The following is a 25896-nucleotide window of genomic DNA, read 5'->3' as shown; positions in this document are numbered from 1 at the left end:
TGCTCCTGCTCCTGCTCCTGCTCCTGCTCCTGCTACTGATATGGAAGCTTAAGGATGTGTATTTGATTGGGATTGCTCTTGCCTAGTCCTTCCTGACACACCTCGATCTATTGCATACCCCGGAAGCCCGGAGATTTTCCTCAGCCCGTGTTTGTGACTCTGCTTGAGGTCTAAGGATAACCTGCTGTGCGGGGAGCATTCATGCCGCGAGTTCATACAAGATCTGCGACACGCGGCTACCTGTCAGGCATTTGGCTGTGCGGAAAGAAATGGCGTTACGTATGTGACGAACTCAGCATGAGGAGTGCGATGCTCATTCCACCTTGGAGGGTTTGAGGCCGGTCGATGGCGTAAGTCACATGTCGTAATCATCAATCGTTCCTTGGCGCGTGAAACACCTACAAAGAAGCCGCAACGCTCCTCTTGTACTTTGCCCCAAAATGTCTGGGTTTCTACACCGATCATAATTACAGAGTGGAATTCCAATCCCTTACTTTTATGAATCGTCAGAAATCGGACTGCTTGATCGTTGGAGAACAGATCAAGTGCTTTGAGCAAATCCGGTTCTTGCTCGAGTAGTTTCTCAATTTGCTGTCTCGTGTTCTTGATAACCTCGTTCAATCTGGCTTTTGCTTCGTAGTCAGAAGAAAGGGTCGTCAGCACGGGTAGGCCGATGTTCTTCAGGAACTTCATAGTTAGCTCCCACCATCCTGAATAAGGCGCGTCAGATCGGGCCAATTTTTTCACTTCCTTGCGCTGGGCAAGATAGAGGCGCTCGAAGTTTCTCTGAAGCTCAGATTCACCGTCCTCGTCATTAAATGAAACCAGTTGCTCCATCAAATTGATCCACGCCTTCGGTTCTCTCTCCCGATACAGGCATGATAGGTAGTCAATGATTAGGCGAGCAGCGGGCTCATTAACCAGATCTTGAGACTCATGCTCGTTGCGATAGGGAATTCCTCTAGCTGCCAGTTGCTCCATGAGGGGGGTGCCATACAGGTCTATCTGCCTGGGGAAAAGAATCGCTATTTCTGGTAGGGGTATTTCCTCTACATCTATCCACCTCTGGATGATGTCGGCCAACGCGGCTGCTTCGCTGTGACTGTTATCGTAGTTTCGAGCGAGGAGTTCGCCTTCGTTTCCAATGATCAGGTCATCTGCCATCACCGCAGCAGGATCAAGGGTTCGAATGATCTCGTTCTGCATCCGCAAAAGCCGAGGCTTAGATCGGAAGTTTCGATATAGATTGAGTGGTCGGGCGTCGAAGTCCTTTGCGTAGTCTATAAATATGCCATCCAGTGCTCCGGCCCAGCCCATAATTTTCTGTTTGGTGTCACCGACGGCGGTCAATCGAATTGGCTTATTCATGAAGATAAGCTTCAGCAGTGCGTACTGCTCAGTAGTGCAGTCTTGGAACTCATCAAGGAACACATCGGCGTAGGTCTGACAAATTGCATTTCTTGCAACTACTGAATTGGTCAAGATCTTCGTTGCGAGAGGTATGAGCTGCGCGAACTTAATTTGTTTGCCTTGGATTGATTCGTCGCCTATGGAGTAGTTTGGCTCAAGAGAGTCCCCGCCCGTGAGCACGGGTCTAAACCTATCAATGATGCGCTTGGCGAAGCCGTGAAAGGTGTAGCTGTCGAAGCGTGCAGCCAGATCAAGTCCGCATCTGCGACGAATCCGTTCCTTGAGGTTTATGCTCGCATCGACCTTGAAGGAGATCGCCAGTATTCGCTTGGGGTAGCGACAGTTTCCGGTGCGTAGCAAAAAGTCTGCACGCTGCGCCAGAACCTCCGTTTTGCCTGCGCCTGGGCCTGCGGTAAGCGCGAGCGACTTTCCAAGCTCCCTCACTGCAAGAAGGGCGTTTGTTTCCAAGGTCAAGCCATCGGCGACTTTCCATGCATCCGCGCTGATCATTCTGGGATGTCCTCCAGCGCCGCGATGATTGCGTCTGCTAAACGATCTAGCGATGGAGGAAGGCTTTTTAGCAGATCTTCGTCAGTCAGCTTCGCAAGGGCGGAGATGTGTGCTGCCGGTTTGCTACCTAGTTTGAACTTGGAGTGGTAGGTGCCAAAAAGTTGCTGTTCCGCTGCATTGTATTGGTCAGACTTATGATGACTCTTGCCTAGGACGGCCTTAACAGTTGATTCGTCCGGATCGCTTAGCGATACATCATATGCATCTGGGTAGGCCAGCAACATTGAGAAGTCCAAATCCATAGGCTCTGAGAAGAAAACTCCGCGCTTCTCTAGCTCGACAAATACGCTCACTTTTCCTTCTTCAAACCAATGGTGGGTTCGAACCGGAAGATCATCATTCCACTTGGCTATATTCCAAGCGGGAAGCTTTTTCTCTGGAGCAAATTTTGCAAGTTGATTATTGACGTTGGTTACACGTCCCCACCCACCTTGATGTCGTGCAACGTCGAGATCAAGTAGGGTTACATAGGGCGTCTCCAGCGCGGAGAGCAATCTCCAAAAATGGTTGACGTGACGACCGCCCAGTGGCGCGATGGTCACCGCCGACTCATCAACAGGCGCACCTTTCGCCTGAAGAATTCTCGGAAGAACAATTTCTTCGCTGTCTCCCTCACCCAGTACCACTAGCCGGGAGAAATAGACTTCCGGAAAGGCCTGTACAGCCTCTCGAACAAACTTATGAGCTTCATCTTCCTTGTCGGGTAGGGCTATACAGGTAACCTTGGTGGAGCGGTTCGCAGCGAGGCGTAGATAGCGAATGTTCTCAGGATCCACGCGGCGGAGCATGGATGGAGCATGCGTGGCGATGATTGCCTGGGAGTCTGCCCCTCCAATTGAGCTATTGAGAGCATTAACGATGCGCCCTAGGTAATGAGGTGAGAGGCTGTTTTCAGGTTCCTCCACTGCGATCAGCGTAAATGACGGTGGCTTCAGTTTGTCAGCATCGAAAGAAACATCCTTACCAGTAAGGACTGCGCGCCCGATGGCGTGAGAGGACAAAACAAGTGACAGGTATAGCATCGACTTCTGACCATCGCTGAGGCGAGAGAAGTCGACTAGATTTTCGTCATGCCCTGGTGAAAACGACACTGACATGTGTCTGAGAAGAGACTCAATCTCGGAAGTAACGAACGTGAGCTTTGGGTCGGTGAAGAAGGTGCCCTTGTGAAGCCGTTTCCACATGGCGTTCAGGCTTTCACTGAATGCACTTACCGATTGATTTCCGGACAAGCATTCGCTGATTTCGTCAGTGAGTCCTTTGATCCGCTCGCGGTCATCCTCCCAATTGACGGCTCGTAACAAGCGTCCGAGCAGGGCATTAGCGCCGTAGGTTATGTGGTCGGCAGGGTCTCGTCTGGCGGGAAGGTAATGCATTTGAATGGTATTACGATGCGCCCGAGTGACTACTGCGGTGGACAGTGGGTTGGCGTCTTTATCAACATCGAGGACATACACTAGGTTCTCTTCAATGTCGCCATCGATCCCCATGGTTGCGCTCAATCGATATCTAACGCGCGGGATGCCTTCGGGTGTGTCCAATCGCATATGAGCGAAGTGCGGGGCGACGGTAGTGTTGTCCTCATCCTCCAGAAGCTCTGGAAATTCGAAATCCGCTTCCAGCCACAGACTGCGTTCCTCAGGCACCAAATCCTCATCAGCAGGTACATGGAAGTCAGATCGTTTGATCCGACGGAGGCTTGGATCAAAGGCAAACAACCTGCAAAGCGCTTGCAGGACTGCGGTCTTTCCAGAGCCATTGGGGCCGATAAGGTAGGTGACATCCTCAAATGTGATTACCGTAGGCCCATTGGCGAAGGACTGAAAATTACATAGCCGAATACTCTGCAGCTTCATTGCTCACCGCCCATCGTCCAGGATTTTGTTTGCCCCGTGTCTGCTGACCCGGTTCACGTCGCCGACCGCCGAACCGCTCGGATATAGGTGATTTAGAATAGGCGGTTTGATCCAGAAGATGGTAGTTGGCCAGCATTCAGTAACGATTATTTGGTTCGTTCTTGAATGTTCAGGTGCGGCTCGCTAGGTATTGATGAACGGCATGGTGCGTCAATTGTCTAGAAAGGTGCTTTCCGTAATCCCATGACGACAGGGCAATTCTGAGCCCATGCAGTGAAGGTATGCGGGGCATCAGCCTCGTTGTGCCTAAGGTGGTAGGGAAAAAAATTAACATCCCGGAAGGAGCCTTAGATGGCTGGCAGTAGCTTGTTCGCACTATTGGATGACATCGCCACACTGCTAGACGACATCTCGCTTATGAGCAAAGTCGCTGCAAAGAAATCGGCTAGTGTCCTAAGCGACGACCTTGCTGTGAATGCTGAGCAGGTTACCGGCATGAAAGCAGACCGAGAGCTACCGGTGGTATGGGCTGTATTTAAGGGGTCGCTGAGAAACAAAGCAATCCTGGTGCCTTGTGCGTTGGCGTTGAACGCACTGCTGCCTGCCGGGGTTCACTGGCTGCTCATGATTGGGGGAGCATATCTTTGTTATGAGGGCTTTGAGGCCATCAAGGACAAGCTCACGGCTAGTCGAGACGATGGCACAGGGCAACCAAAGAAAACGAAGCCTAAGACACCTGAAGAGCTGGCCTCCTATGAAAAGCGGAAGATTGCAGGGGCTGTACGAACGGACTTCATTCTGAGCGCCGAGATCATCGTAATCACCCTAAATATCGTTACTGATGCCCCGATGCTCCAACAGGTTTTGACGTTAGCGCTGATCGCGGTGGTCATGACAGTGGGCGTTTACGGATTGGTTGCGGGGATCGTCCGCTTGGATGATGCCGGCCTTATTCTCCAGAAGTCTAAAGCTACTGGTACGTGGGGCTCGGTGGTGAGGATTGTCGGGGGATGGCTGCTGTCCGCTGCACCAAAGCTTATGAAAGCATTGTCATGGATTGGCACTGTTGCGATGTTCTTGGTCGGCGGGGCGTTTATCACAGAAGGCATTGAGCCTGTACAGCACTTTGCTGAAACGCTCTTTGCTGGGGCTGGGGCGTGGGAAACAGTCGCAACGCTAGGCATTCACTGCCTGGTAGGTGCACTTGTCGGCTTAGTTGCGGCGTTGGTCGTTAAAGGCTTTACGACTCTCTTTAGCAAAGGATCAACGTAGGCCACGCGAGTTGGCTTGGCGTACTCTCTCCCGCGTCTTTTCAGCGGGCATTCGAAGGGCTTTGTGCACCGCAGAAGCGAAGGCAACCCTTGACAGAAAAATCCTCTGGCCTTCATGAGATAGTCCGCGAAACGAACAATCCTGGCTGCTCGCAAGACGGTACACTCTAGGCATTCTGCCAGTATGACTACCAGCTTTTCGTTACGGACAAACCATGGATTACAGACGCATTAGGGGCAAGGATTCAGGGCAACGCCTCGCTTTCGAAGAACTCGTTTGCCAGCTCGCACGGCGCGAACCACCAGCCGCTGATGCGGAATTTAGGCGAATAGAAGGGGCTGGGGGGGACGGGGGTATCGAGGCCTACTGGTTGCGTAGTGACGGAAGCAAGATTGGATACCAAGCCAAATACTATTTAAAAACAGGTGAAATTGATTGGGCCAATATTGACGACTCCGTTCAACGGGCCCTGCAGTCACATCCGTCATTGACCAAATATGTTGTGGCCTTAGCTTGCGATCTGACTGATAAGACCGGGAAAAAAAATAGCGGGAAAAGAGGCTGGGAGCATTGGGAAACTCATAAAGAAACATGGGCATCATATGTACCATTGGGGCATACGGTAGAATTCATTCCCTGGACAGCCTCAGACCTTACTAATCGACTGACACTTCCGAGTGCCGAAGGACTAAAAAGGTACTGGTTTGGTGATGTTGAGTTCTCAACAAATTGGTTTTCAGAAAAAGTTGAATGGGCCGTTAAGTCTCTCGACGAGAGATATCATCCAGACGATCATGTGGAGGTCGGGATTGAAAGGTTATTCAAAATAATCCTTCATGACCAAGGGATCCTTTCCGAGCTTCAGGCCAAGATCGATAAAATTTCTGCTTTGGTCAAAATAACCAATGTGGTGAAGTTATTGGGGAAGGCTAGTATCCCCTTAATAGAAAACATCACCTCCAATGTGGATAGGCTTAGAGAGCTGAGGCAAAGATTCACCTCTGACGCCTGGCTTGCTTGGCCGCTTGAGGAGTGTCTTGGGCATGTTGAAAGTATCTCGGACGACGTCCATTCCCTGCAAAGAGTCGCTTGGGACACAAAGGAGGAAATGCGAAAGAAAAAAACGTCCAGCGACCATTCTTTAGACTATCTACAGCATCAGATAAGCGAGCTGAGTGATGCATGTTACGTGTTCAGATCATCACTTCAGGACAGGTATCTCTCTGCAGAACCTAGCCGCCGTTTTTTTCTCTTCGGGGAAGCAGGAATAGGAAAGTCTCACTTACTCGGCAACATTGCTCAGCAAGCTATATCAGACGGAAGAGTAGCGATTCTGATACTGGGGCAGCACCTAAATAATGACACTGTCTGGGGGCAAGTTACTAACAGGTTGGGGCTCGGTGATACCGATTCCGACGTCTTACTTCAGGCACTGAGTGCTGCAGCAGAAGCTACGCGTAAGCGTGGCTTGATTTTGATTGATGCTTTAAATGAGGGGGCGGGCATAACTCTTTGGCGTAAGGAGCTTGCAGAGTTTATCGGCAGGATCGAAAAGTATAAAAACTTGGTTGTCGTGTTTAGCTGTCGGACGGAGTATACGCAATACGTTATACCCGCTACTCTCAAGGAGGCTGTGCCTTCATTTTACGTTCGCGGCTTTACCACTCCTGAAGAGCGAGCTCACGCAGCACGCATGTATCTTAAAAAACGAGGAATTTCACAGCCAAACACTCCTTGGTTAGCTGCCGAGTTTATCAATCCGTTATTTTTAAGAAGTGCCTGCATTGCTCTCGAGAGAGAGAATCAAAAGTGGTTCCCCAGAGGGCTAACAGGTACGAAACAGGTATTCTCCTTTTACCTGAAAAGTATTGCTCGAAACCTAGGTGCAGGAAGGGACGGCAGTGACGATCTTGTCAAACCAACCAACCACGCACTTTCTGCAATTGCCACACAAATGGCGATGAAACGTAGCGACTATGTTCAGCACTCTGATGCGATAAAAATTGTTGCTGAAAAATTTCACGCCTTTCCAGCTCCACTAGGAACAACATGGTTTGAGGTGCTTCAGCGAAACGGGTTGTTCCGGATGGATCCAAACCCAAACAGCAAAGATGCTGATCCGTTCGATACAACTGAGGACGTTGTTCGATTTAGCTTTCAGAGGTTACAAGACTACTTGATGGCTTCGGGGCTCTTGGACGAAGTTAAAGACCCTGCTCAAGCGCTGAAAAGCGGTTCGCTTCAATTCATTCACAATGGTAAACGGCTTCATTACGAGTGGGCCGGGTTGACGGAGGCTCTCTCCGTACAGCTACCTGAACGTTTCCAAAAGGAGCTTCTAGACGTGATGCCTGGTGGCGTAGATCACTGGGCAAATGAACACTCTGTTGGCAGTGCATTCGTTGAAAGCCTGCGGTGGCGAGCCAACGAATCCTTCAGCAACCGTACACTTGAGCTTTTCAATTATTTCCTCTCAAAAAACGAAGAGCACTTCGATATCATCCTTCAAGTGAGTGCAAGCGCCGGCCACCCATGGAATGCGAAATCCTTACACAACCGGCTAGCTGCTCAGAGCATGGCCAAACGGGATGCGTCGTGGACTATTCAGCTAAACAGCATGCCCATGGACGAGGAAAACACTGCCCAGCGATTGATTGAGTGGAGTGCCTTTGAGCAGAGCGAGCAAACTGATTCAGATATTCAGTATCTCTGCGCAATTACCCTGACCTGGTTTTTCGCAAGCTCCAATCGAGAGCTTCGAGACAAAGCCACCAAGGCGCTCACGTCTCTCATGATTTGGAACCCCAGCTTGTATGGGATGCTTTGCATGGACTTTGCCCATGTCGACGATCTCTACGTCCTTGAGCGCCTGCACACTGCAGCCTATGGAGCGTGCTGCATCGATCCAGAGCCGCATCGACTACACAACTATTCTGAGATCGCGAATAGAGAGGTTTTTGACAGAGAGGATGTACCGCTGGCCATGATTCTCAGGGACAGTGCATTAGGTATTATTGAGCTCGCGTTGCTAAATGGTCACTTGCCCGAGCAAGTTGATATCGTGAAAGCAATGCCGCCTTATCACTCCAAAACCATCAGGCTTTCCGTGTCCGAAGAGGCCCTCGAGAAGGTTGCAAAGCGGGCTGGGGACTCCCAAATCTTGGATTCTTGCACTGGTTGGGGCGGCGATTTTGCAAGCTATGAAATCCAACCCAGGGTCAGTTCATTCTTGAACGTACCGCTGGTTTCGCCTGAGCCTCTGAGCGCTACCGAGATATATGAGCGGTTCGAGGCTGAGGTGATCAACCACTGCGACTTAAGGACTGACGTCCTGAAGTTGATGCGTGATTTTAGTCCTAATCACTTCAGAGATCTCAGGCTCAATCTTTCTGAGCAAGACTTAGAGGAACGCTCAAGAAACTTCACGAGAGCAGAAAACCTATTACTTGAGATTTTGAGCCCTGATGAGCAGGTTAGATACAAGAAAGAGTATAAAAAACGCTTCAAGTCCTCGAGAAATGACCGCGAGCAGCTACCTCATATCGACATAAATGCGGCAAAGCGCTGGGTTGCCAAGCGGGCCTATGGGTTGGGCTGGACGAAAAAGCTGTTTCCACATGATCGGAGCCTTCGCCATGACTACAGTCGTGATCGGCCGTTAGTTGAGCGCATAGGGAAAAAATACCAACGGCTTGCTCTTGATGAGCTTCTCTGCAGCCTGGCCGACAACAGATGGTTGTCGGAAAGGACTGAGCAGGGATCGCGTCGGTATGCCTACCCATTGGACATCGGTACTCATCGAGAAATCGATCCAACCATTTTGCTTGCTGACGAGCGCAGTCGCTCCCAAAGACAATACCCTTCGGTTGAGAAATTTGAGATATCAATTCAAGAGACTCTCGAAGCGGATGTGGGGAAATGGCCTTTTGAAGAGGAACCTTCAACCGGCATCATGAACCTAGTTAGCCGTGACGATTTAACCGGAGGAACGTGGGTAGTCTTGCACGAACATCGTTCAGTAACCGAGCGATACAAAGAGAGGCAAGGTCGGGAGCATGGCTCCAGGCAGGCACAGTGGCGCTTCCTATTGCCAGTAGTCGTTAAACAAAAAGACGAACAGCAGCTTCTCGATTACATCCGGACGAAGCAAAGGTTGGACGTGGACTCATGGACTGCACGCGATTTCACCAACGATGGTTATCTCAGAGAGGCGCCATGGCGCTCCACATGGGCTCAAGAGCAGTGGTCAATATACTACTTTCACGACTTGGGTGAGGTAGAGGTCGCTTACCCATGCTTTCGTCACTACTGGGAACCACATCTGGATGTCTCAATGCCCGAAGGCGCTCAAGCTTTGATACCAGCGCCTTGGCTCGCCCAGCGGCTCAACCTAAAGCCTGATCCTGAAAATGCAAATATTTATGTGGATCATGCTGGGGAAACTCGCTTCGTTTGCGGCAGAAGCCTAGGTGATGGCTCCCACGCGTTCATAGACCAACAGCTTTTCCAGACATTCCTGAAGGAAGATGGGCTCGCTTGCGTATGGATCTTTGTCACGGAACGTAGCGCTTGGCCTGGCGGTGAAAACACAAATGCATCTCGGCGACGCTCAGAAGGCGTGGTGTGGCACGAGCGTGGCAAGCCACAAATGCTTCAATGGAGCGATGACTGGGCTAGGGGGGAATCAAAACGGTATGTTTCAGTAAAGTTGTAGCTGAAATGCCCGCAGAAGCATGGCGCAGTCGCTGGTGAGTGAATTTCGGATCCCCCTTGACGACGTCAGAGCTTCTGGCAGACGCGGAAGTAACAGCGAAGACCTCGGATTACAGGATTATCTCTAGCTATTAGGGGGAAGTTGAGTCGTATGCCAAGGTAAATCTGCGAGCAGATCCGTTAGCCCGGTTTGGCACCTAGGGCATCGAAGTGAAGGGAGCTTTTTAGACGAAATCCATCCTGACATGTAAAGAACTGGCTTGCTGACTGCTGAGCCTGGACATCTCCCAACACCCGCTTTGCAGTGATGAGCGTCCTGACCGGTCTCACTTCCCCGTCGGGCAACCTAGAAGATGCGACTTATCCACAGAGGCCCGAATAGCGCTTGAATAACGACCCACTGGCGGCGCGGTAGGCAAGCTGGCATATTGCCTCTTTCTGAAACTCCCCGTTGCTTGATGACGACACGATTGAGGCCCCCTTAGGGGCTGGCTCCATAGTTGGTTTCAAGCACCGCTCGACTGTAGATAAGGATCATCTTTAATGCGGTTTCAAATAGAGTCCGTCTTGGCTGATGGAAAAAGAGTGTCTTTGAGCGATAGCCCAACAAGTGAATGGACGGACAACACATTTACGATGGTCGTAGGCCAAAACGCTGCTGGGAAAAGTCGGCTATTAAGAAAAATCGTTAGTACCTATGTGTTCGCAAGGCAAGATAGGCCTTATTCAGAAGCTTTGACGTCTCACTTCATCAGCGCACCTGAAGACCCGTCGAGGTATACAGGTACATTCACTGAGCACTTTAATGCACCCGTTCAAGTCCGAGACTATCCGAAAACTCCGGAATCTTCAGGATTGTATAATTGGCCTCGCCAGATACCATTAAGTGAAGTCAAAGAGGTTTCAAGTCTCTATTTCGTTCCACAAAAATTTGCCCAATCAATAAATACTCAACACGACGAAGATGTACGGCTTTCTATAGGGTCTGCTGTTTGTCCTACACATGTTATCGCAGTATCAACAGGGCGGCATGACCGATTTCCGAGTTTGGGCCAATCCAAGAAAAAGCCTAGTGGCATTAAGTATAGCTATATCGGATCAGATCGACCGAATGGGAGCGGCGTACCCAGTAGTCTTTCTTCATTAATAGACGGTGTTATGAAGGGGCAGCAAAACGCATACAGGCTTTCTAATATATTCGAATATCTTGGATTCGCACCCTATCTAGATGTAAAGCTAGCTTTTGATATTAAGCAATTTAATAAGTTGCTGGATGAAGAGAAGGAAGAAATATATTTCACCTGTACCCCGGAGATTATTGATTTTCTATCGGATGAATTCAGTTATCTTCCTTATGAAGACGACCACAAATATAAATTCTTTGACACATTAAAGCGCCAAAAAAAATCCCACCTAGAAATTTATCTCTGGGATTTAGAGGTTGGAACTGGTCACGATCTGCTCAGTGATCTGTCAGTACTTTTAAGATTTGGGATTATAAAGATATACGATATAACGCTACTGAAAAGAATCAACAAGTCCCGACTGCGGCTAAGCCAAGCAAGCTCGGGCCAGCAATGTATGCTTACGATGATGCTGGGCATCGCTGGCTCTATTCAAAACGGCTCATTAATCTGTATTGACGAACCGGAAATAAGCCTTCATCCGCAATGGCAGAGCAGTTTAGTAAAGCAGCTTCAAGAAGTTTTTGCTGATTATCATGGTTGCCACTTCATCATTGCAACGCACTCACCTCAATTAGTTTCAGGTCTCGTGACTGATAATGGATATGTGTTAAGTCTCGAAGAGGGAAGGCTTTATAAGCCCTATGAGTATGCAAAGAGATCTGCAGACTTCCAGCTCGCAGAGATATTCCAGTCGCCAGGGCAGAACAATGAATACTTATTGCGAACTGTTCTCATACTTCTCACAAAAATCGCTAAGCGAGAGGATTTTAATGAGGATGATAGGGAAACGGCAGTGAGATTGTTTAAGCTCCAGAGCAAAATGAGTGATGTAGATCCGGTTTATCATCTGATCAGCCAGCTTGGGACACTATACTGATGAAGCCGATAGTCTTTAGCGTGGACGATTCCGACTACATTAACAAGTACGATGGGACAAGCCATAAGATATGGAACGAGACCACTGGGCCCATGCTTCCGCTCAGAGCATCAATTCGGAAACACTATCTGCAACAACAAGGCTATAAATGCGCCTATTGTCGAATGCTGAAGAGAGAAAACCACGGGTTGAGCTGGGATGTGGAGCACATTATTGCAAAATCAGCACATCCTAGATTTTTGTTTGAGCCAGAAAACCTTGCTCTTGCATGTAAGGAATGCAATCTAAGTAAGCTCGACCAAGATGTGCTGACTGGTGCGCTTAGACCACAAGCGTTTTACCCTAGAGATAAAGAGTCCTACAAAATCATACACCCTCACTACGATAAGTATGAGGATCACATGGAGATCGCACACTTCTCGGGCAAAGTTATATACATGCCAAAGGACAAGCACAAGGGCAGAGAGACGTTTATTATGTGTAACCTGCTGAGGTTTTCGTATGAGTATGGTGAATGGAAAGATTTTAGTTATGCTATAACCAAGAAGGTTAGTGATTTTCTGAATAGTTGTGCGCCCGATGCAACCCCCCAAGAAATATCAAAATTTCTTGGCACAATAAATTTCACCATTAATCCAGATTTTGCTGAAAATTTTGCACCCTGAACATTTCAATTTTTCTAGGCAGCATGAGGGCGTTTCCGGAAAAAAATGATCGCCCCTATGGGCGATCTGAGCACTCTACCAGGAAGATCAGAAAAAATTACTTTCGGCCCATCGTGGGCAGGCGCTCCTGTTGCGATCATTGCCTACATCCGAACAACTCCTCTAGCTGCATCCAGCGAAAGCGGGTTGGTGATCGCCGTTCCGAAGGCTATTGCGAAGCAGATTTTCCTAACCTATGATTCCAGCCAGGCGGTGATGGTCGCCTGGCGCCTGTTTCGCGAAGCAATAGCCCATCGTAGATACACCCTCTCGTTTTACATCGGCATGTCCCTAACTAGACGCTGCCCGGTGAACCGGCAATCGGTACCCAAAGCGTCGATGGTTTTGGTGACACTGCTATGTCTGATTTTTCCCCTATAAGCATTTTCAAATCGCAAGCCAAGCAGCATGCTCGCCAACACGACATGAAGCTTTCGGCTGCCCAAGAAGCACTCGCGCGTCATGCAGGGTTCGAGGATTACCACGAGCTCAAAGTCGTCGCCCAGCGAAGCCCCACGGATCCGCGTTTGATGCTCGCCGTCTTTGGCGTGCGTGACTTCAAGGACGCGATCCACGAGGACGATGTGTTCTCCGAGCTGGATCAGGAGCTGGAGCACATGCTGTCCGGCGCGATGGCCGAGACCAACGCCAGTGAGTTTTCTATCGGTGAATACGAGGTGGAGTCTGCCACGTATGAGGATGCGACAGGCGTGCTCAAGCTCCTTCAGACCGAGGTTGAGCTGATTCGCCGCGACTGCAAGTGGTCGCTCGGTGAAGACGGTGTTTCCATCACCAGTAGCGAAACGGATGCAGATCGTGATCGCAGGGATGAATGGAAGTACATGGCGCAGCAGCAGGCCGCTGAAAGCGAGGAGCACCGTCCGAGCATGAGCATGAGCATGAGCATGAGCATGGCGCAAGCGCTGGCCAATGAGCTGAAGATATCGCTGGAGGATGCGGAGCTTCTGGCAGACGCGGAAGTGACCGCGAACACCTCGGATGACGGGATGATCTACAGCTAATGGGTGGACGTTGAGCCGTATGCCGAGGGAGCCCTGCGGGCTGACCTGCTGGCCCGGTTCGGCAACTTGGAGTTCGAGCTGGACTTCAATTTCTTCGACGACGTGCATCCCGACATGTAAGTGAACGGGGGGGGGGCGGCTGAAGAGCTGGCCACCTTAACCCCATTTGCGGTAGTGAGGGCTTCAGCATGCAGGTGATCAGTGCGACCCAGGCGAGGCGGCGTTTCCGGAGGATCATGAAGCTCCTGCAGCAGGGGCACTCGTTCGTGATCACCAGGAATGGAAAGCCGGTGTCTGCAGGCTTGTGCCGCCTGAAGCCCCGTGACGCTTGCGCGGTTGGTGGCCTGAATGAAATCCGCAAAGAAATCCGAAGAAACTGGGAGGGTTCCGCGCTGTAAGTCAGTCGTGGCGAGGGCTCCAAGGATTCCTTGATTCCGCAAGCTTGGTGGCTCGCCCCTAAGGGGACGGCTGTCGTGAACCGCACCTTGGATTCGCAAGGTTACGGCCCTATCGGGCTTCCATCCTCTCGCCTTTGGCCCATTATGGGCCGGCGCGCTCCGCTTGCGCTTCTGACCCATAAAGGATGGTGACCTTTGTTCAGGCGGTTCCGTTCTGAATATGGCGGTTCTGCCTGTTGGATGAGGCCAAGCCATCTAGGCGTTTTACTCGGGTTGTGCGATAAACCGGCCTGGCGCCTGGGTACTCCTGTTCGCTCTGTTCACATTGATCAGAGAAAGCCTCACAGGTTCAGTCCATCATCTCTGCAAGCTGAGTAAACCGGTTTACATGACAACAACAATGGATGACCAAATCACACCGTTGCAAGAGCTCAGAATTCTGCTCTGCCTTATCCGCCATGCGGACGAAAAAGGGGGCGTAGACTTCGACAATCCCGACGTCACGGCTGATCTGGGTAGCCTTGTAGGTAACTGGAATGCACTGGAGTACCTGCTTTACAAGCTCGATCAGGCTGGAGTGGTCGACTACTCGGAAATTGGTGAGGATGGCTTCAAGCCAATCATCATCTGCGTCGTCGACGACGACACTCATCGCTACGTCGCAGCATTGGCTGAGAAGATTGAAACGGAATACGTCGCCCTGGATCAGCGCATAACCAACATCCTGACTTTCAATCCCAGCGCCCTGACCAATCGAATCAGCGACACGAAGCGTCAGATAGATGAGGTCAACAAACACGTAGCATCAAACGAACTCCTCAAGCCGTTGTCCGGCCCACTGCGCGAGATTCAGAGCCATTTCGATAGCATCCGCGTGGTGTCAGAAGGTTATGAGCACATCTATAAAAATATCATTCGACCTGTCCAAGAGGAGGGTAAGTCAGGGGTTAAGGCTACGGTGAAGTGGGCCATCCTCAGCATTCTGATTTCCACAGCTATCTCGCTGGTGATCAGCAACTGGTCATTCTTGAAGGATGGAGTTAAGGCTTTGTTTGCTACCTGACCCGCCCTCATCCGGGCAGTCAGGACTTGGTGGCAATACGGCCTCATAGCTCGGCAAGGCCCAACCACTCAGCCGGACTATCAGTGCTGGGTTTGAACCAGCCTACCCAGTGCGTGCAACTGGTAGTCGATGACGGTTTGACACAGGTGATCAGCCTCAAGACGGAGCCTTCCCGATCTCCTCGGCTGGTCGCCCTTAATCCACAGCCTTCTGATGGGCCCGGACGGCTTAGAGAGCCTGCTGCAAGATCGGCTCACCGGCCTCTGCCATACACAGGATCATTCTCTTCATCGCGACCTTTCACTAGAACTGTGAGCCCGATGGGCGTTCAGGTGCTCAAGCTCCTGGTGCCACAAGGCCACGAACTTCTCGAAGTCGCGCAGATAGGGCCCCTCTGCCAGGCGGGTAAAGCCAACACTTGCCGCTTGGAAGCGCTGCAGCCATGGCTCGGGGACGCTGTCCTCCGCGACCAGCTGAACGCCGTTGTGGAGCTTCGTGGTGACGACATCGACGAGCTCCTGGGCGGAGAGCTGATCACCACGTACGATATCCTGCAGGCCCTGGTCAACCTCGTCGAGTTCAGCCAGCGCCTTTTCAGCGCGAGCGTCTCCAGGCTGTAGATCGGCAAGTGCCCACAGCGCTCTGCGCCTCGCGATCTCCATGTTCCGCAGTCGATGATCAATCGTCACATCACTTCTCCCTGCCGCAGGTGGACGTCACAGGCCAAGTTCGACTTCTAACTGCGATCCTCGCAAGGTACGGGTGAGCTCACCTCTCGGCAGTCTTGCCAGAATCCCATCGGCGAGGTCACTGGCGTGCCGGGCGTATAACGTGACAACACCCGGTACAGGCACGCGATCAGGAAGGAGGGCCCCGAAGAGAATGAACCGACCAGGCTCTCGGCTGACGAGGTCGATAACCTCTGGCAAATCGCCGATGTTTTCCTTGTCGATCTCGATGAGCTTGAGGCCTTGAGTGGTACTCGCTCAAGCACGCTTCACGAGAGATGACTTGTCTGTTCCCTCAGAGCCGGTCAGCAACACATTGTTGGCAGGTTTTCCATCCATGAACTGCTGAGTGTTCTGCCTGATCAACTGCTTCTGCCGCTCGATGCTTTTCAGTTGATTGAACGAAATCAGGCCTGGATTGTGAACCGGTAGCAGAAGCGACTGGTGTACCCCTTCCCCCCCTTGCTGTGACTATCACCTTAATCATCTTTAAGGCGCTGAGATAGATGGACATCCACCATCATAAATAAGGAGTGCACTAGCCCTAGTATGAAATATATTGATAGCCAAAAAGTAAACCAAGAACCGGCAAGAAGCCAAATTCCACTTGGGAATACCTTCTGCATAACGCCTACTACAATTGCGGCAATCAGCATAATCAGTGGCAACGCCATTTCGGCATTTAGCAGCAATACCGACCCTGGAATACTGGGCTTCCCAGACCCTTGAAATGTTGCTTGAAGATCCTTAACCAACGACCTATCCAGTGCAAAAACCAATGCATACACACCGATACCAAAACCCAGAAGATTCGGCAGGATACCTGTCGCAAGATCACCTGGCATCACAGTAATGGTATAGTCGAGGTGTATACAGTACGGCAGGAACATGTTAGGAATACTCGGCGTTAGGAACACTGCTAACACCACCGAGACGAGTACACCCGCAAAATACGCCTTAATCCAAGCCCAGAGACTTGCGAACCGGCTATCTGCATTAAAATCGCCATGGTAGGCGTAGGCATTCATGATCTTAATGACCACGCCGATCACAGGTATCTTGACTAAGAATCTATATATCATCCCCTTCTCCCTCAGCCGCCCCGCCTAGCTGACGCAAAGCCTGCAATATCCGCAATCTAATTTGGGCAGGCTGCTCATTCTTCTGGGCCCGAACCTGGATCTTTAAAGGATACTTGGAAGTTGTATATCGATGCAACCGCCCTCCCGCCTCTAAAATATAAGACAACGATGTTTTACCGTAATGTACCGAAGCCTCTACCATTTCCTTCAAGAAGTCTGGCAGCGAGGGCATCGCAGAGTCTTTAGACTCGGTTGTCGCTTCGACTTTTAAATGATGTACATTTTTATCTTTCAGTTCTTGAAGTTGCCTGCCTAGACGGTGACCATTAGGGAAAGTTAAGGTCGTATTCACAGCCTTGAAACCCTCAGCGTTTCTTAACACGCTCTCAAGCTCTGTCGGGTCGGAAACCAAGTTTATTTTCAGGACGTGCTTCGGGAAAATTTCAAGAGCAAATTTTGAAAATATTTCCTCTAACGCTTCGTTGCAGACTGAAGGCCTAGGAAGGCGTCCACCTGACTCTGAAATTGCCATCCTATGACTTTCGTAGTCAAATACGTAGTCAAATGAAACCCGATTAGCTACAGGAAAAGTTCCTTTGGCTGCTTGAAACAGAGTCGTATTGGAATATAAATCTTCTACCGAATCGCTTTTGTGATACTTGATCCACTCACCATATGCAATCACATCATCACATATGGTACTTCGCGGCGCAAAATATGTATCCGACGCCAAGATATAGGAAATATCTGTAAGTTTTTTATTTTTAAAGGCTTGTATGGTTTTATCATGCAGCCCCTCGAAGAGTTTCTTGTACCCTTCAACACCAACTTCTTTCGTGTTTTTGGTGTTAGCGGGCAGCAACTGAATGTTATAAACAATGAAAGAAGCCATACTCTCGTCCCTGACAATGATCTCATTTTGCCATCCTAGCAGAGCGCCTTAGCCTGGCCAAGGCCGCCTTAAATCAGAGCATGACATTGTAGCCGCCCTCTACGAACGAATGATCGGACGACATCCTCAGAGCACTGCGGGCACCGGGCGGCTCTCTCTCATCACTGCGCTTCAACTCGAGTTCCGCCCCTTCCGGCTTGCTCTAAGCCGACCATCAGGCATACAGAGCCTTTCGCCATGAAGTCCGCCTCAGTCAAAGTGCTCATTGCGCCCACCAGGCCGGGCAGTCGGAGGGCAGCACAAACACTGAAAGTACGGCATTATGCCATCCTACCTATCTGTCGATCTGTAAATGGAGTGAGATGTGGATAAGGAGCTTTTCCGTGAAATGTTTGAAGATGAAGTTAAAGCTAAATTCGGTGATGACGCCTCAATTGCTTCGTATGACTACGTGCACCACCGAGATTATCGAAATCTTCGGGTGGGCGGTAGGATGCTGGGCGGCCAACCTGAGAGCGTAAGCCAACTATACGTTATTGTTAACAACCTAGTAACGGAAGAAGAAAGAGCCAATATGTTCCCAGGAGATTTTGACCTGGGAAATCTCAAGCAGCTTCCAGAGAACCTCCAAACTTACAAAGCACTTGAAGATGAAATCCGAAAGGAATGCAAGGTCGAGGCCTTCGAAAGGCTAAAAAACATAAAGAAAAAGGCCTTGCCACTACTCGGCAGAAGTTTTTCTGAGTTCTTCTCGGAGGACAAGACCAAAACCCTTAAAGTGCTTAAGACACTCTACCGCTTCCAGACTGAGCAGAGCAAGCTCTTCACTTTTCTGGCGTCTCCACGGATCAGTAATAACCCATCCTATGAGGTGCGCGACTGCCATGGATTCAAAGGTGCTTCGGAAGAGGTTCTATTAGTCTCCGATATAAAAAGCCATGCCAGTTTTGAGATGCCGCTTGAGAGACTCGCATCCATAAACAACGTGTATGGGGGCATGCGGGCCATACTGGACAACGCAGACCAGAAGCTCGCTCAGGAAGCCGGTGTGGAGTGCGGAGGAAACCTGCAACGGTTCACGCAGCTCATCAATCACTTGGCAACCCGTATCCAAGGTGTACTGTGCGTCGAAGATCTAGAGACCGTTCGGCTGCCAATAGATGAACAGTTATATACCTATTTAACTAGACTGGAGCACGATCATCACACAGAGGGGAATATAAAACTCCTCGAAAACGTTATAGAGCACGAGCCTCCGTTTGGCGAAGCACGGTATCTGATTGCCGAACTGGCGCATTATATAAAGCTGCCACTCGCTACACCGCAGCACCTGCTGATCGATGCGGAAACCTGTGAGTCTCAGTTTAGAGATAATGCAGGTGAGTTTAAGTGGTTCTATTCCAATCTTCTAGCTCGGAAAATAGATGACAGCACATTTGAAAAAGCCCTACCTCTATTTGGTAAGCTTTGCAAAGTTCTGAGCTTCGCCGAATTCAAGAAAGATATCAGTATGTCATTGGCTCTCGGAGCTATGGCACTGGTGTTGTCCGAACTTCATAAGAGCAACCCTTATAAACCGTACTGGTACGGGCAAGGCAACATTTCTGGGGGACTGCAAGAATACCTGAAAGCCGTTCGGTTTGAGCACTGGAACCTTGATGTTCCCGAGGGTTCAAATCGGTACTGGGCAGGACGAGCTGAATATTTCTCTTACACCATGCTTGGCCAAGGAGATGTGTTCAAGGGCCGCGCACTTTTGAGCAACACCATCAACCAGTCGCTCATGAAGATTCTCGATACCCAGGATCTGGATCTCCTCAAGGAGAAGCTTGCGCTTTTCGAGGCAACCTTCGGCACTCCCGAGCAGTAAAACGCTGGAAAAGAACCCGCCTGAGTTGCCTCAGGCGGGTGGCTGGTTAAGGATTGTGACGGTCGTAGTAGTCTAGAAGCGCGAGGCCCGCACGGAGCACTCGAGATACATCGACCACCAGACGCCAAACAGATTGAATGAAGTTTTTCATTCTGCTCACCGTTTACTCGGCGTTCACCCTGCACAACCGTCGTTGCCATGTACAAGGTCGCAGTCATCCTGGGACGACGCGCTGAACGCTTTGGCCATTGCCATCCTGATCAACCTTGCATCATCAACCTACTGCGAGCTTAGCAAAGTCGCTGTCTTGCACTTTCATCGAGCGATTAGGGAAAGGGATCATTAACTCCTTTCAGGAGTTAAGAGCGGCTTGTCTCGACAAGGAAACTCTCAATTTGTAGTGGTCAACTAATCCCGGACACGACGTTAAGTTTTTCCTCGGCCCGCGCTGGCGCCAACCCATTGTTGAATTGATGAGGCCGAATCCAGTTGTAGCGATGCATCAAAAAATGGCTGATATCGCGCTGTGCTTCCTGCGAAGTTCGATAGCCCACGGTCGGTATCCATTCTGTTTTCAAGCTGCGAAATACGCGCTCCATCGGTGCGTTATCCCAGCAGTTTCCTCGTCGACTCATGCTCTGGCGCATGCGGTATCGCCACAACCGCTGGCGAAAGATTCGGCTTGAGGCAGCTCTCGCTCCGTGACTGACTGCGGGCGCTATATATATGCGCGGGTGGCTCGTGTGAGATTTGATAGGTGAGCTAGCCCGACGTTTACTGAAAATCAACACCCTGGGGTGCCGCCCCAGACCCCGCTCTACACCGCCCGAGGGGTCTGGAAGCGTTCACCCAGAGCCTACGGACTCAGAGCCCAGAGCTCCCCACCTTCGAGATTTTCTCCATCAGCGAACGGTGTCATATGTGCTTCCATGACCCTGAGGACGCGCTACACTCATGCCCTGAAACTGTGAGGACGCTTTTCTTATGTCGATGCTAAGGAATGCAGTGGAATCCATCCAGGTTGGGATGGAGGATTTCCACGAAGATGATGATCGCAGAGTGCTTTCCGCAATTCGAAATCTGTACGCGGGAATACTTCTGCTATTCAAATACAAGCTACAGCAGCTAAGCCCTATAAATTCAGATGAAGCACTTCTTAAGACTAGGGTTATCCCAGTGACTGACCCTGCAACCGGAGAGGTTATTTGGATCGGAAAGGGTAAAAAAACTGTTGAAGTTCAGGACATCATTGAGCGACTGAATGCCTTGGGCATTACTGGCGTGGACTGGAAGCTCCTCAAAGCGCTGCAAGATATTCGCAACGATATTGAGCACTACTATAGCCAGTTACCTGTCGAGCGCATGAAGGAAGCGGTTGCGAACGCGTTGCACCTTATAACACAGTTTTGTGAGCCTCACTTAGATGAGCGACCTGTGGACATTCTAGGACAGGAATGTTGGGATCTCATGCTTAGTGTCACGGCGGTTTTTGAAGCAGAGCTGAGAGCTTGCCAGGAAAACCTCAACTCGGTAAGTTGGCCTTTTGATGCTGTAACGGAATCTATTGATTCCATGGTTTGCCCTGAATGTGAATCTCGGCTGGTGAAGGTAACTGATCCAACAGCAACGCGTGACGCTATCACGTTCATCTGTAGCAGTTGTCAGGAGGAAGCTTTATACGCAGCCGTCGTTGGGCCGGCTGTTTCTGCTCGTATGGCGGGTCGAAATCACTGGCGCGTTAAGGATGGCGATGAACCGGTCACCTGCGCATGCCCCGAATGTGGAGAAGATGCGTTGTTGGTTGACGAGGGTGAATGCGCGGCATGCTTCAGTGAGCTGGAGTACTCCAGTTGCGAAGACTGCGAAGAGCCACTATCCCTGGAAGAACGGTTGTACTCCGAAGGTAAATGTAGTTACTGCCAGCATCGATGGGACAAAATTATGGCTGAGTAACCGTTTTCTATAGGCGGATATAAATTGTTACGAGAAATCGTTAAGGAATATAGAGCGTACAGTTAATGCATTTGCACTACGCGTCACTGTACGCCTACCATCTTTGCGCTTGAGCCTTGCTCACTCAAATCCGAACAGCTTTGAATGCATTTCATTTATACGAGTTCTTATCAACTGGAGTTCTGACGTCAAATCGATTTTTCGCAGCCGCGATTGGTGCTCCAGATTGACTAAGTCCTCTTTAGCCGATTCGAGTTCATCACGAATCCTCAATTTTTCACTATAGCTAGAGATCGAAGTGATGGCCTTATATTCTGCGTAAAAATAACTGTACAGTGAGTCGGGATCGGCGTGCCCTGTAAGTTCGGCCACCTCTAGGCATACGCTATCCCTAAGTTCAGGCGTGCATCCATTTTTTAGGTGCGGATTTTTAGCGAACCGTGCTTCAAGCCTAATGTTGATTTCGCGAGTAACAAAGCGATGCCTAAACATTGAGAGGCATACGCGTGAACTCGTTAGGCCTGCACCTTCGCACAATCGATCAAACTCCTTGGTAATTGACGATTTCTTTAGTGCCTTGCCGTTTTCACCTATAAAAAAATTATTTGGTTGTAAGCAATAAATGCCTTTTGATCGTAAAAAATCTATGTACTCTTGACGAGCCTCTAGATATTGATTGAAACGTCGGGCGGACGGAAAGTCGATTTTAAATCTGCGAACAAGGCTTGGATCGCCTCGTTTCCTTGTTGGGGCTGTAATTTGCTTTGTCCTCGTGATGTTGTTATTTAGCTCCAAAGGGAGTTCATGCAGCTCTTCTGGGCGAAGCCCCATAAGTTTCATCGTCCTAATAAGACACATACGTCGCTCATATAAATATATGTTGGTAGCTGTGAACAGGTCGATATCTTTTATCGATTTGAGTTTTGAGCGAGCTGGCAAATGTTCCACGTCGTGCTTTCGGATGATCTCCTTTTGGAGTTTTTGGATGGTTTCTTCGTCGATTGGAACTTTGTCATCGTTGTAAGGGACTGGCGAAACTATTTCTGGGTGATATAGATAGCTTCTTCCACTCCGCTTGCTAAATTTTACCTCTACTGTGATGTTCGCACCAGTATCCTTGACCCCGACGAGTTTAAACATTGATACTTCTGGGTGATTGTCGGTTATCCAGTGCAGGAAATCTAATGTGCGTTTTTGAATCTGTATTGTTTGGTTGTTGTTACGAGCCAGTCGTACACCGGATGGCGTCACAATCGTTTCTTGAACTAAAAATTCCTTCATGGCTACGAAATTGTGTTCGGTGAACTCTGTAATTGAAACTTGGTTCCTGTAGCAGTATCGAACGAATGATGAAATTTGAGCGGCATATGTTTTGGAGGTTTCTGTTGCATTGGTAATAGCACATATATGAGTAAGCCACATGTTTATCAAATGGCACGGGCGTCCATTAGGCCATCGAACCAGCACCAAATTATTAATTACTTTGGTTTTTCCTACGAAATTATCTTTGTTTTTTTTGTATATGGGTATTGCCTTTCCAGGCAGCCTAGCTTTCTCATAAATGGTATATAATTGCTTACCCACCGTCTTTTCCTCCTTTGATCACAGTAAGGCTGGATGCGGTAAAGTTGTTGTGGTGTATCAGAAAAGAATAATGTTTTGCTTTTGAGGTCTGAAGTTTTATATCAATACTTGCCAATATTTCACTTGCATTATTTGAGTTTTGCTGGACGAGAAGTGACATAAATTTGTAAAGTTCAAAATAAGCCATAGAGCTTATGTGCGCATCTAGTAAGGCGCTTTTTGCCTGGTCTTCAGCGGAAGGCATAGGGGCGGTTGGCGGAGTAGCGGCGTTGGGAACATGCAAAGCGAAAGCTGCAGCCCTCATGGACTTGAGATCAATCCAGAGATCCAGTCCACGTTGCTGCTCGCTAAGTTCTAATGCAGCGCTCTTTAATGAGTTTAACGAAATTTTATCGAACCATTTTGCTACCCTCAGTCCACAAAAAAGACGCATTGTGCTTAGCGCATTTATTTCCAGTTTAGATGGATTGATTTTTCTCTCGGTGATCTCTGCTAACCACTTTAGACGAAGTCTAAAATTATCACTTGTCGTATTTCTCATCTTTTCTTTCGCCTAGTTTAATAGCAAAATCGATGGTATAGACATCAGCGTCGTAATTTTCCAGCCTGATTGAATAAGTTTTCATGTCAAAGTCGGAGCGATATCCCACTTTGTCTAAATATTTCATGAATTCGCTTTTGCTTATGGTTGAAATGCTCGTTGCATCGAAGTGCTTAAGTGACTCGGCGTAGAGAGCGACTAACCCATCATTTCCTTCTTTTGTTAATATTCCCAACTCTAAAGCAATAAGCTTGTCGTCGATACACTCGGATTCGTACCGTATCGCTTCGGCATCGGATATGTCATAAGCAGTATAGTCATCAATGTTCCTCCGGTCGGCGTGCCCTGCTAAATATCTAAGCAACTCTTTAGACCCGTCCCCGTAGTGGCGGTGAGTTATCAGGAGAAAGAACTTTCGCATTTCGTGCACGCGGATATACCAACGGCGACCTTTTTTGTCTATTGGCGTGTTAATAATCTCGCAAAAGCTATTCAAACATAAGTTTACTTTCCACATATTGCATTTCGGTGGCGGGAGCTTGAAACCCCTGCCGGGTATATAAAACAGTTTATCGGCGTGAGGCCGTTCATCATTATAAATTTTAGAGAGTCCAACGCCAAGAACTTGTAGGAGTTGAATGGCTCGGGCAGTCAGTGATGGTATCGGGCGTATGATATCTGGGTTAATTCCGATCTGGCCCGCTTTCCCGGCTTCATGTTCCAAGAATGCTCCGCCGCCAGGATTATCAAGCCATAGGCACGCCCGATCGAGATGGCTTATTTCCTTGTTGCGAATTGGCTTGAGCATACCGATGACTAGTGCGCAGGCGCCAAAAAAACTTTCCATAACAGCTTTATAGTGCGTTTCGCCAGTTGGGAAGTTTTTTTTCTTTTTGGTTTGCAGTTTGGTAATGTTCAACGCTTCATCTAAGCGCTGGGCAGGCAATCCCTCTATATCCTTAGTCATCCATAGATGTTTAGTTTCTTCAAAAAGCTCTTGCTTCTTCACGGATTGTTTAGAAAGTGAATAATTTTCGTCGATTTCTCTGAATTTCTCGATGTAAAAAATCAAGGAGTTTACAACTGCCTCGCCATATACCGTTACCCACTTCGCTGCTTCATTTAGCGCGTCCAGACCAATGGTGAGCGGGATTAAATTAGTGTGTCCCGGACTTTTGAGGTTGGTCGCATATTCTTTGACCAAAGATTCAATATCGATATCTATTTTTGGGATGTCATCAGGCAATTTGCTATGCCCGTTAAAAAACAACTTCATAAAGTAAAGCTGATCTTTGAAGTGTTTAACGCTCAAACTGGTATCGGCTGCTTCCTCTATCGATTTTGTATTTTGGGTGTAATGAAGATTTTTGCGCGTACCGACCTGCAAAACATCTGCGTTGGTAAGTTTTGGCTCGAATTGCCTAATAAATAATCTGAAGCTCGGCGCGTGAAGTGCTGTAGGTGCTTTTCCCAAGACCTCTGCAATATATTCTCGAGAAAGCATTCCTTTCGTGTAATTACTGTCTTGTGCGATACCTGCGTACAAATTATTATCCTGAAAGTAGCGAATGGCTGATGACTTGAATTGCTCATCAAGTTCGTCTAAATTGTCTAGGATTGCTTCAAGGGTACACTGCGTCTCAATCACTTGAAAAAGATGTGTGATGAATCTTTCTTTGAGTAGCAGTGCCGAATTCCAGCCCCCTGTACTCAGTTCATCAGCTATCGCTTCACAAGCATCAGTATCAAGCAGCATAAATCCATTTGCTTCAGGCTTATAAATGAATCGGTGTAGCTTTATCCAAGATGCTAGGTTGAACGAAAATTGGAGGTAATTCATCCAGCGACTTGGAGCGACGAGTTTGCCGGTAAGAGTTCCCATTCGACAGTGGTAGAGCCACTTTTGTAGCGTCGTCAAAAGCCGTTGATTACTTTCGTCGGTTAAGCTGCTCCCGTCCGGCATTAGACGATTAAAGTAAATAAAGGTAGGTTCATTAATATTTGGAAAGCTGACTGCCCATTTATCACTGCCTATTTCACCCGACACCAACCAGTCAGCCTTATACGTAAAATCACGTTTGTTTAATCTACTTTTCGATTCGGCCTGATTGATCATGGCTCGGATGCGTGCTTCGTTTAAATTTGTTTGGAGATCATTCATGCAGAAGTTACCA

Annotated in this window: 18 protein-coding genes and 2 pseudogenes; 10 read left to right on the top strand and 10 right to left on the bottom strand. The window is 49.1% G+C overall.

All coding sequences use genetic code 11. The features are described 5' to 3' along the window. Positions 1-243 precede the first annotated feature (243 nt). Both BLV61_RS11975 and BLV61_RS11970 read right to left on the bottom strand, forming a co-directional pair. Positions 244-1920 carry a UvrD-helicase domain-containing protein gene (locus BLV61_RS11975; protein WP_090465175.1) on the bottom strand — a complete coding sequence of 559 codons (1677 nt, stop codon included), beginning with the start codon at positions 1918-1920 and terminating at the stop codon, positions 244-246. Next, positions 1917-3836 (bottom strand): ATP-dependent nuclease, encoded by a 1920-nt coding sequence (locus BLV61_RS11970; RefSeq protein ID WP_090465171.1) that lies wholly within the window; start codon positions 3834-3836, stop codon positions 1917-1919. The genes BLV61_RS11975 and BLV61_RS11970 overlap by 4 nt, the downstream gene beginning before the upstream one ends. A 351-nt stretch (positions 3837-4187) precedes the next feature. Here BLV61_RS11970 and BLV61_RS11965 point away from each other — a divergent pair, with 351 nt between their 5' ends. From BLV61_RS11965 to BLV61_RS11935, 8 genes are all read left to right on the top strand, one after another. Further along, a complete protein-coding gene (locus tag BLV61_RS11965) occupies positions 4188-5108 on the top strand; it encodes a DUF808 domain-containing protein (protein WP_090465168.1) in 921 nt (306 codons plus the stop codon). Between the two features lie 214 nt (positions 5109-5322). Further along, a complete protein-coding gene (locus BLV61_RS31615) occupies positions 5323-9822 on the top strand; it encodes an NACHT domain-containing protein (protein WP_244159858.1) in 4500 nt (1499 codons plus the stop codon). Positions 9823-10364: 542 nt separating this feature from the next. Continuing rightward, positions 10365-11885, top strand: a complete 1521-nt coding sequence (locus tag BLV61_RS11955) for an AAA family ATPase (RefSeq protein WP_090465166.1) — start codon at positions 10365-10367, stop codon at positions 11883-11885. Continuing rightward, entirely contained in the window at positions 11885-12550 is a 666-nt protein-coding gene (locus BLV61_RS11950) for an HNH endonuclease (protein ID WP_090465163.1), read from the top strand. The genes BLV61_RS11955 and BLV61_RS11950 overlap by 1 nt, the downstream gene beginning before the upstream one ends. Positions 12551-12607: 57 nt before the next feature. After that, positions 12608-12970 carry a hypothetical protein gene (locus BLV61_RS30890; protein ID WP_139213627.1) on the top strand — a complete coding sequence of 121 codons (363 nt, stop codon included), beginning with the start codon at positions 12608-12610 and terminating at the stop codon, positions 12968-12970. After that, the gene (locus tag BLV61_RS11945; RefSeq protein WP_236191999.1) at positions 12949-13611 is read left to right on the top strand and encodes a hypothetical protein; all 663 of its coding nucleotides are present in this window, start codon (positions 12949-12951) and stop codon (positions 13609-13611) included. The genes BLV61_RS30890 and BLV61_RS11945 overlap by 22 nt, the downstream gene beginning before the upstream one ends. A 188-nt stretch (positions 13612-13799) precedes the next feature. Continuing rightward, complete coding sequence (locus BLV61_RS11940) at positions 13800-14009, top strand: type II toxin-antitoxin system Phd/YefM family antitoxin (RefSeq protein ID WP_090465158.1); 210 nt, start codon at positions 13800-13802, stop codon at positions 14007-14009. Between the two features lie 400 nt (positions 14010-14409). Continuing rightward, the gene (locus BLV61_RS11935) at positions 14410-15072 is read left to right on the top strand and encodes a hypothetical protein (RefSeq protein WP_090465155.1); all 663 of its coding nucleotides are present in this window, start codon (positions 14410-14412) and stop codon (positions 15070-15072) included. A 287-nt stretch (positions 15073-15359) separates the two neighbouring features. Here the strand turns inward: BLV61_RS11935 and BLV61_RS11925 are convergent, their stop codons facing one another. The 4 genes and pseudogenes from BLV61_RS11925 to BLV61_RS11905 all read right to left on the bottom strand — a co-directional run bounded on the left by BLV61_RS11925 (position 15360) and on the right by BLV61_RS11905 (position 17774). Continuing rightward, positions 15360-15761, bottom strand: a complete 402-nt coding sequence (locus BLV61_RS11925) for a hypothetical protein (protein WP_090465152.1) — start codon at positions 15759-15761, stop codon at positions 15360-15362. 27 nt (positions 15762-15788) lie between these two features. Then, positions 15789-16235 (bottom strand): annotated as a pseudogene (locus BLV61_RS31610) (DUF815 domain-containing protein). Between the two features lie 44 nt (positions 16236-16279). Further along, positions 16280-16828: a hypothetical protein gene (locus tag BLV61_RS11910; protein WP_167361794.1), complete on the bottom strand. Its 549-nt coding sequence runs from the start codon at positions 16826-16828 to the stop codon at positions 16280-16282. A gap of 43 nt (positions 16829-16871) precedes the next feature. Further along, positions 16872-17774: a DUF4747 family protein gene (locus tag BLV61_RS11905; RefSeq protein ID WP_090465141.1), complete on the bottom strand. Its 903-nt coding sequence runs from the start codon at positions 17772-17774 to the stop codon at positions 16872-16874. Between the two features lie 364 nt (positions 17775-18138). On the opposite strand from BLV61_RS11905, the gene BLV61_RS11900 reads away from it, so the two are divergent. Further along, positions 18139-19644, top strand: coding sequence for a hypothetical protein (locus tag BLV61_RS11900; RefSeq protein ID WP_090465139.1), 1506 nt, complete (start codon positions 18139-18141; stop codon positions 19642-19644). 404 nt (positions 19645-20048) lie between these two features. Here BLV61_RS11900 and BLV61_RS11895 read toward each other — a convergent pair. After that, a pseudogene (locus tag BLV61_RS11895) lies at positions 20049-20327 on the bottom strand (integrase core domain-containing protein); the annotation flags it as partial. A gap of 322 nt (positions 20328-20649) precedes the next feature. Between BLV61_RS11895 and BLV61_RS31430 the strand changes: the two are divergent. Next, positions 20650-21597 (top strand): hypothetical protein, encoded by a 948-nt coding sequence (locus BLV61_RS31430; RefSeq protein WP_208604208.1) that lies wholly within the window; start codon positions 20650-20652, stop codon positions 21595-21597. A 120-nt stretch (positions 21598-21717) separates the two neighbouring features. Here BLV61_RS31430 and BLV61_RS11885 read toward each other — a convergent pair whose 3' ends face one another. The 3 genes from BLV61_RS11885 to BLV61_RS11875 are packed head-to-tail and all read right to left on the bottom strand — an operon-like array spanning position 21718 to position 25883. Continuing rightward, positions 21718-23181 carry a hypothetical protein gene (locus tag BLV61_RS11885; protein WP_139213626.1) on the bottom strand — a complete coding sequence of 488 codons (1464 nt, stop codon included), beginning with the start codon at positions 23179-23181 and terminating at the stop codon, positions 21718-21720. Next, a complete protein-coding gene (locus tag BLV61_RS11880; RefSeq protein WP_139213625.1) occupies positions 23174-23722 on the bottom strand; it encodes a hypothetical protein in 549 nt (182 codons plus the stop codon). The genes BLV61_RS11885 and BLV61_RS11880 overlap by 8 nt, the downstream gene beginning before the upstream one ends. Beyond that, a complete protein-coding gene (locus BLV61_RS11875) occupies positions 23703-25883 on the bottom strand; it encodes a hypothetical protein (RefSeq protein WP_090465131.1) in 2181 nt (726 codons plus the stop codon). The genes BLV61_RS11880 and BLV61_RS11875 overlap by 20 nt, the downstream gene beginning before the upstream one ends. Positions 25884-25896: the final 13 nt, after the last annotated feature.

The organism is Pseudomonas mohnii, assembly GCF_900105115.1.
GTDB classification, from domain to species: Bacteria; Pseudomonadota; Gammaproteobacteria; order Pseudomonadales; family Pseudomonadaceae; genus Aquipseudomonas; species Aquipseudomonas mohnii.
Note: the sequence above shows the minus strand (reverse complement) of the source record. Positions and strands in the feature narration are given on the sequence as shown.

Coding starts and splice junctions, on each gene's coding strand:
- BLV61_RS11975 (WP_090465175.1), bottom strand. CDS start 1,920: ATGATCAGCGCGGATGCATGGAAAGTCGCCGATGGCTTGACCTTGGAA.
- BLV61_RS11970 (WP_090465171.1), bottom strand. CDS start 3,836: ATGAAGCTGCAGAGTATTCGGCTATGTAATTTTCAGTCCTTCGCCAAT.
- BLV61_RS11965 (WP_090465168.1), top strand. CDS start 4,188: ATGGCTGGCAGTAGCTTGTTCGCACTATTGGATGACATCGCCACACTG.
- BLV61_RS31615 (WP_244159858.1), top strand. CDS start 5,323: ATGGATTACAGACGCATTAGGGGCAAGGATTCAGGGCAACGCCTCGCT.
- BLV61_RS11955 (WP_090465166.1), top strand. CDS start 10,365: ATGCGGTTTCAAATAGAGTCCGTCTTGGCTGATGGAAAAAGAGTGTCT.
- BLV61_RS11950 (WP_090465163.1), top strand. CDS start 11,885: ATGAAGCCGATAGTCTTTAGCGTGGACGATTCCGACTACATTAACAAG.
- BLV61_RS30890 (WP_139213627.1), top strand. CDS start 12,608: ATGGGCGATCTGAGCACTCTACCAGGAAGATCAGAAAAAATTACTTTC.
- BLV61_RS11945 (WP_236191999.1), top strand. CDS start 12,949: ATGTCTGATTTTTCCCCTATAAGCATTTTCAAATCGCAAGCCAAGCAG.
- BLV61_RS11940 (WP_090465158.1), top strand. CDS start 13,800: ATGCAGGTGATCAGTGCGACCCAGGCGAGGCGGCGTTTCCGGAGGATC.
- BLV61_RS11935 (WP_090465155.1), top strand. CDS start 14,410: ATGGATGACCAAATCACACCGTTGCAAGAGCTCAGAATTCTGCTCTGC.
- BLV61_RS11910 (WP_167361794.1), bottom strand. CDS start 16,828: ATGAATGCCTACGCCTACCATGGCGATTTTAATGCAGATAGCCGGTTC.
- BLV61_RS11905 (WP_090465141.1), bottom strand. CDS start 17,774: ATGGCTTCTTTCATTGTTTATAACATTCAGTTGCTGCCCGCTAACACC.
- BLV61_RS11880 (WP_139213625.1), bottom strand. CDS start 23,722: ATGAGAAATACGACAAGTGATAATTTTAGACTTCGTCTAAAGTGGTTA.
- BLV61_RS11875 (WP_090465131.1), bottom strand. CDS start 25,883: ATGAATGATCTCCAAACAAATTTAAACGAAGCACGCATCCGAGCCATG.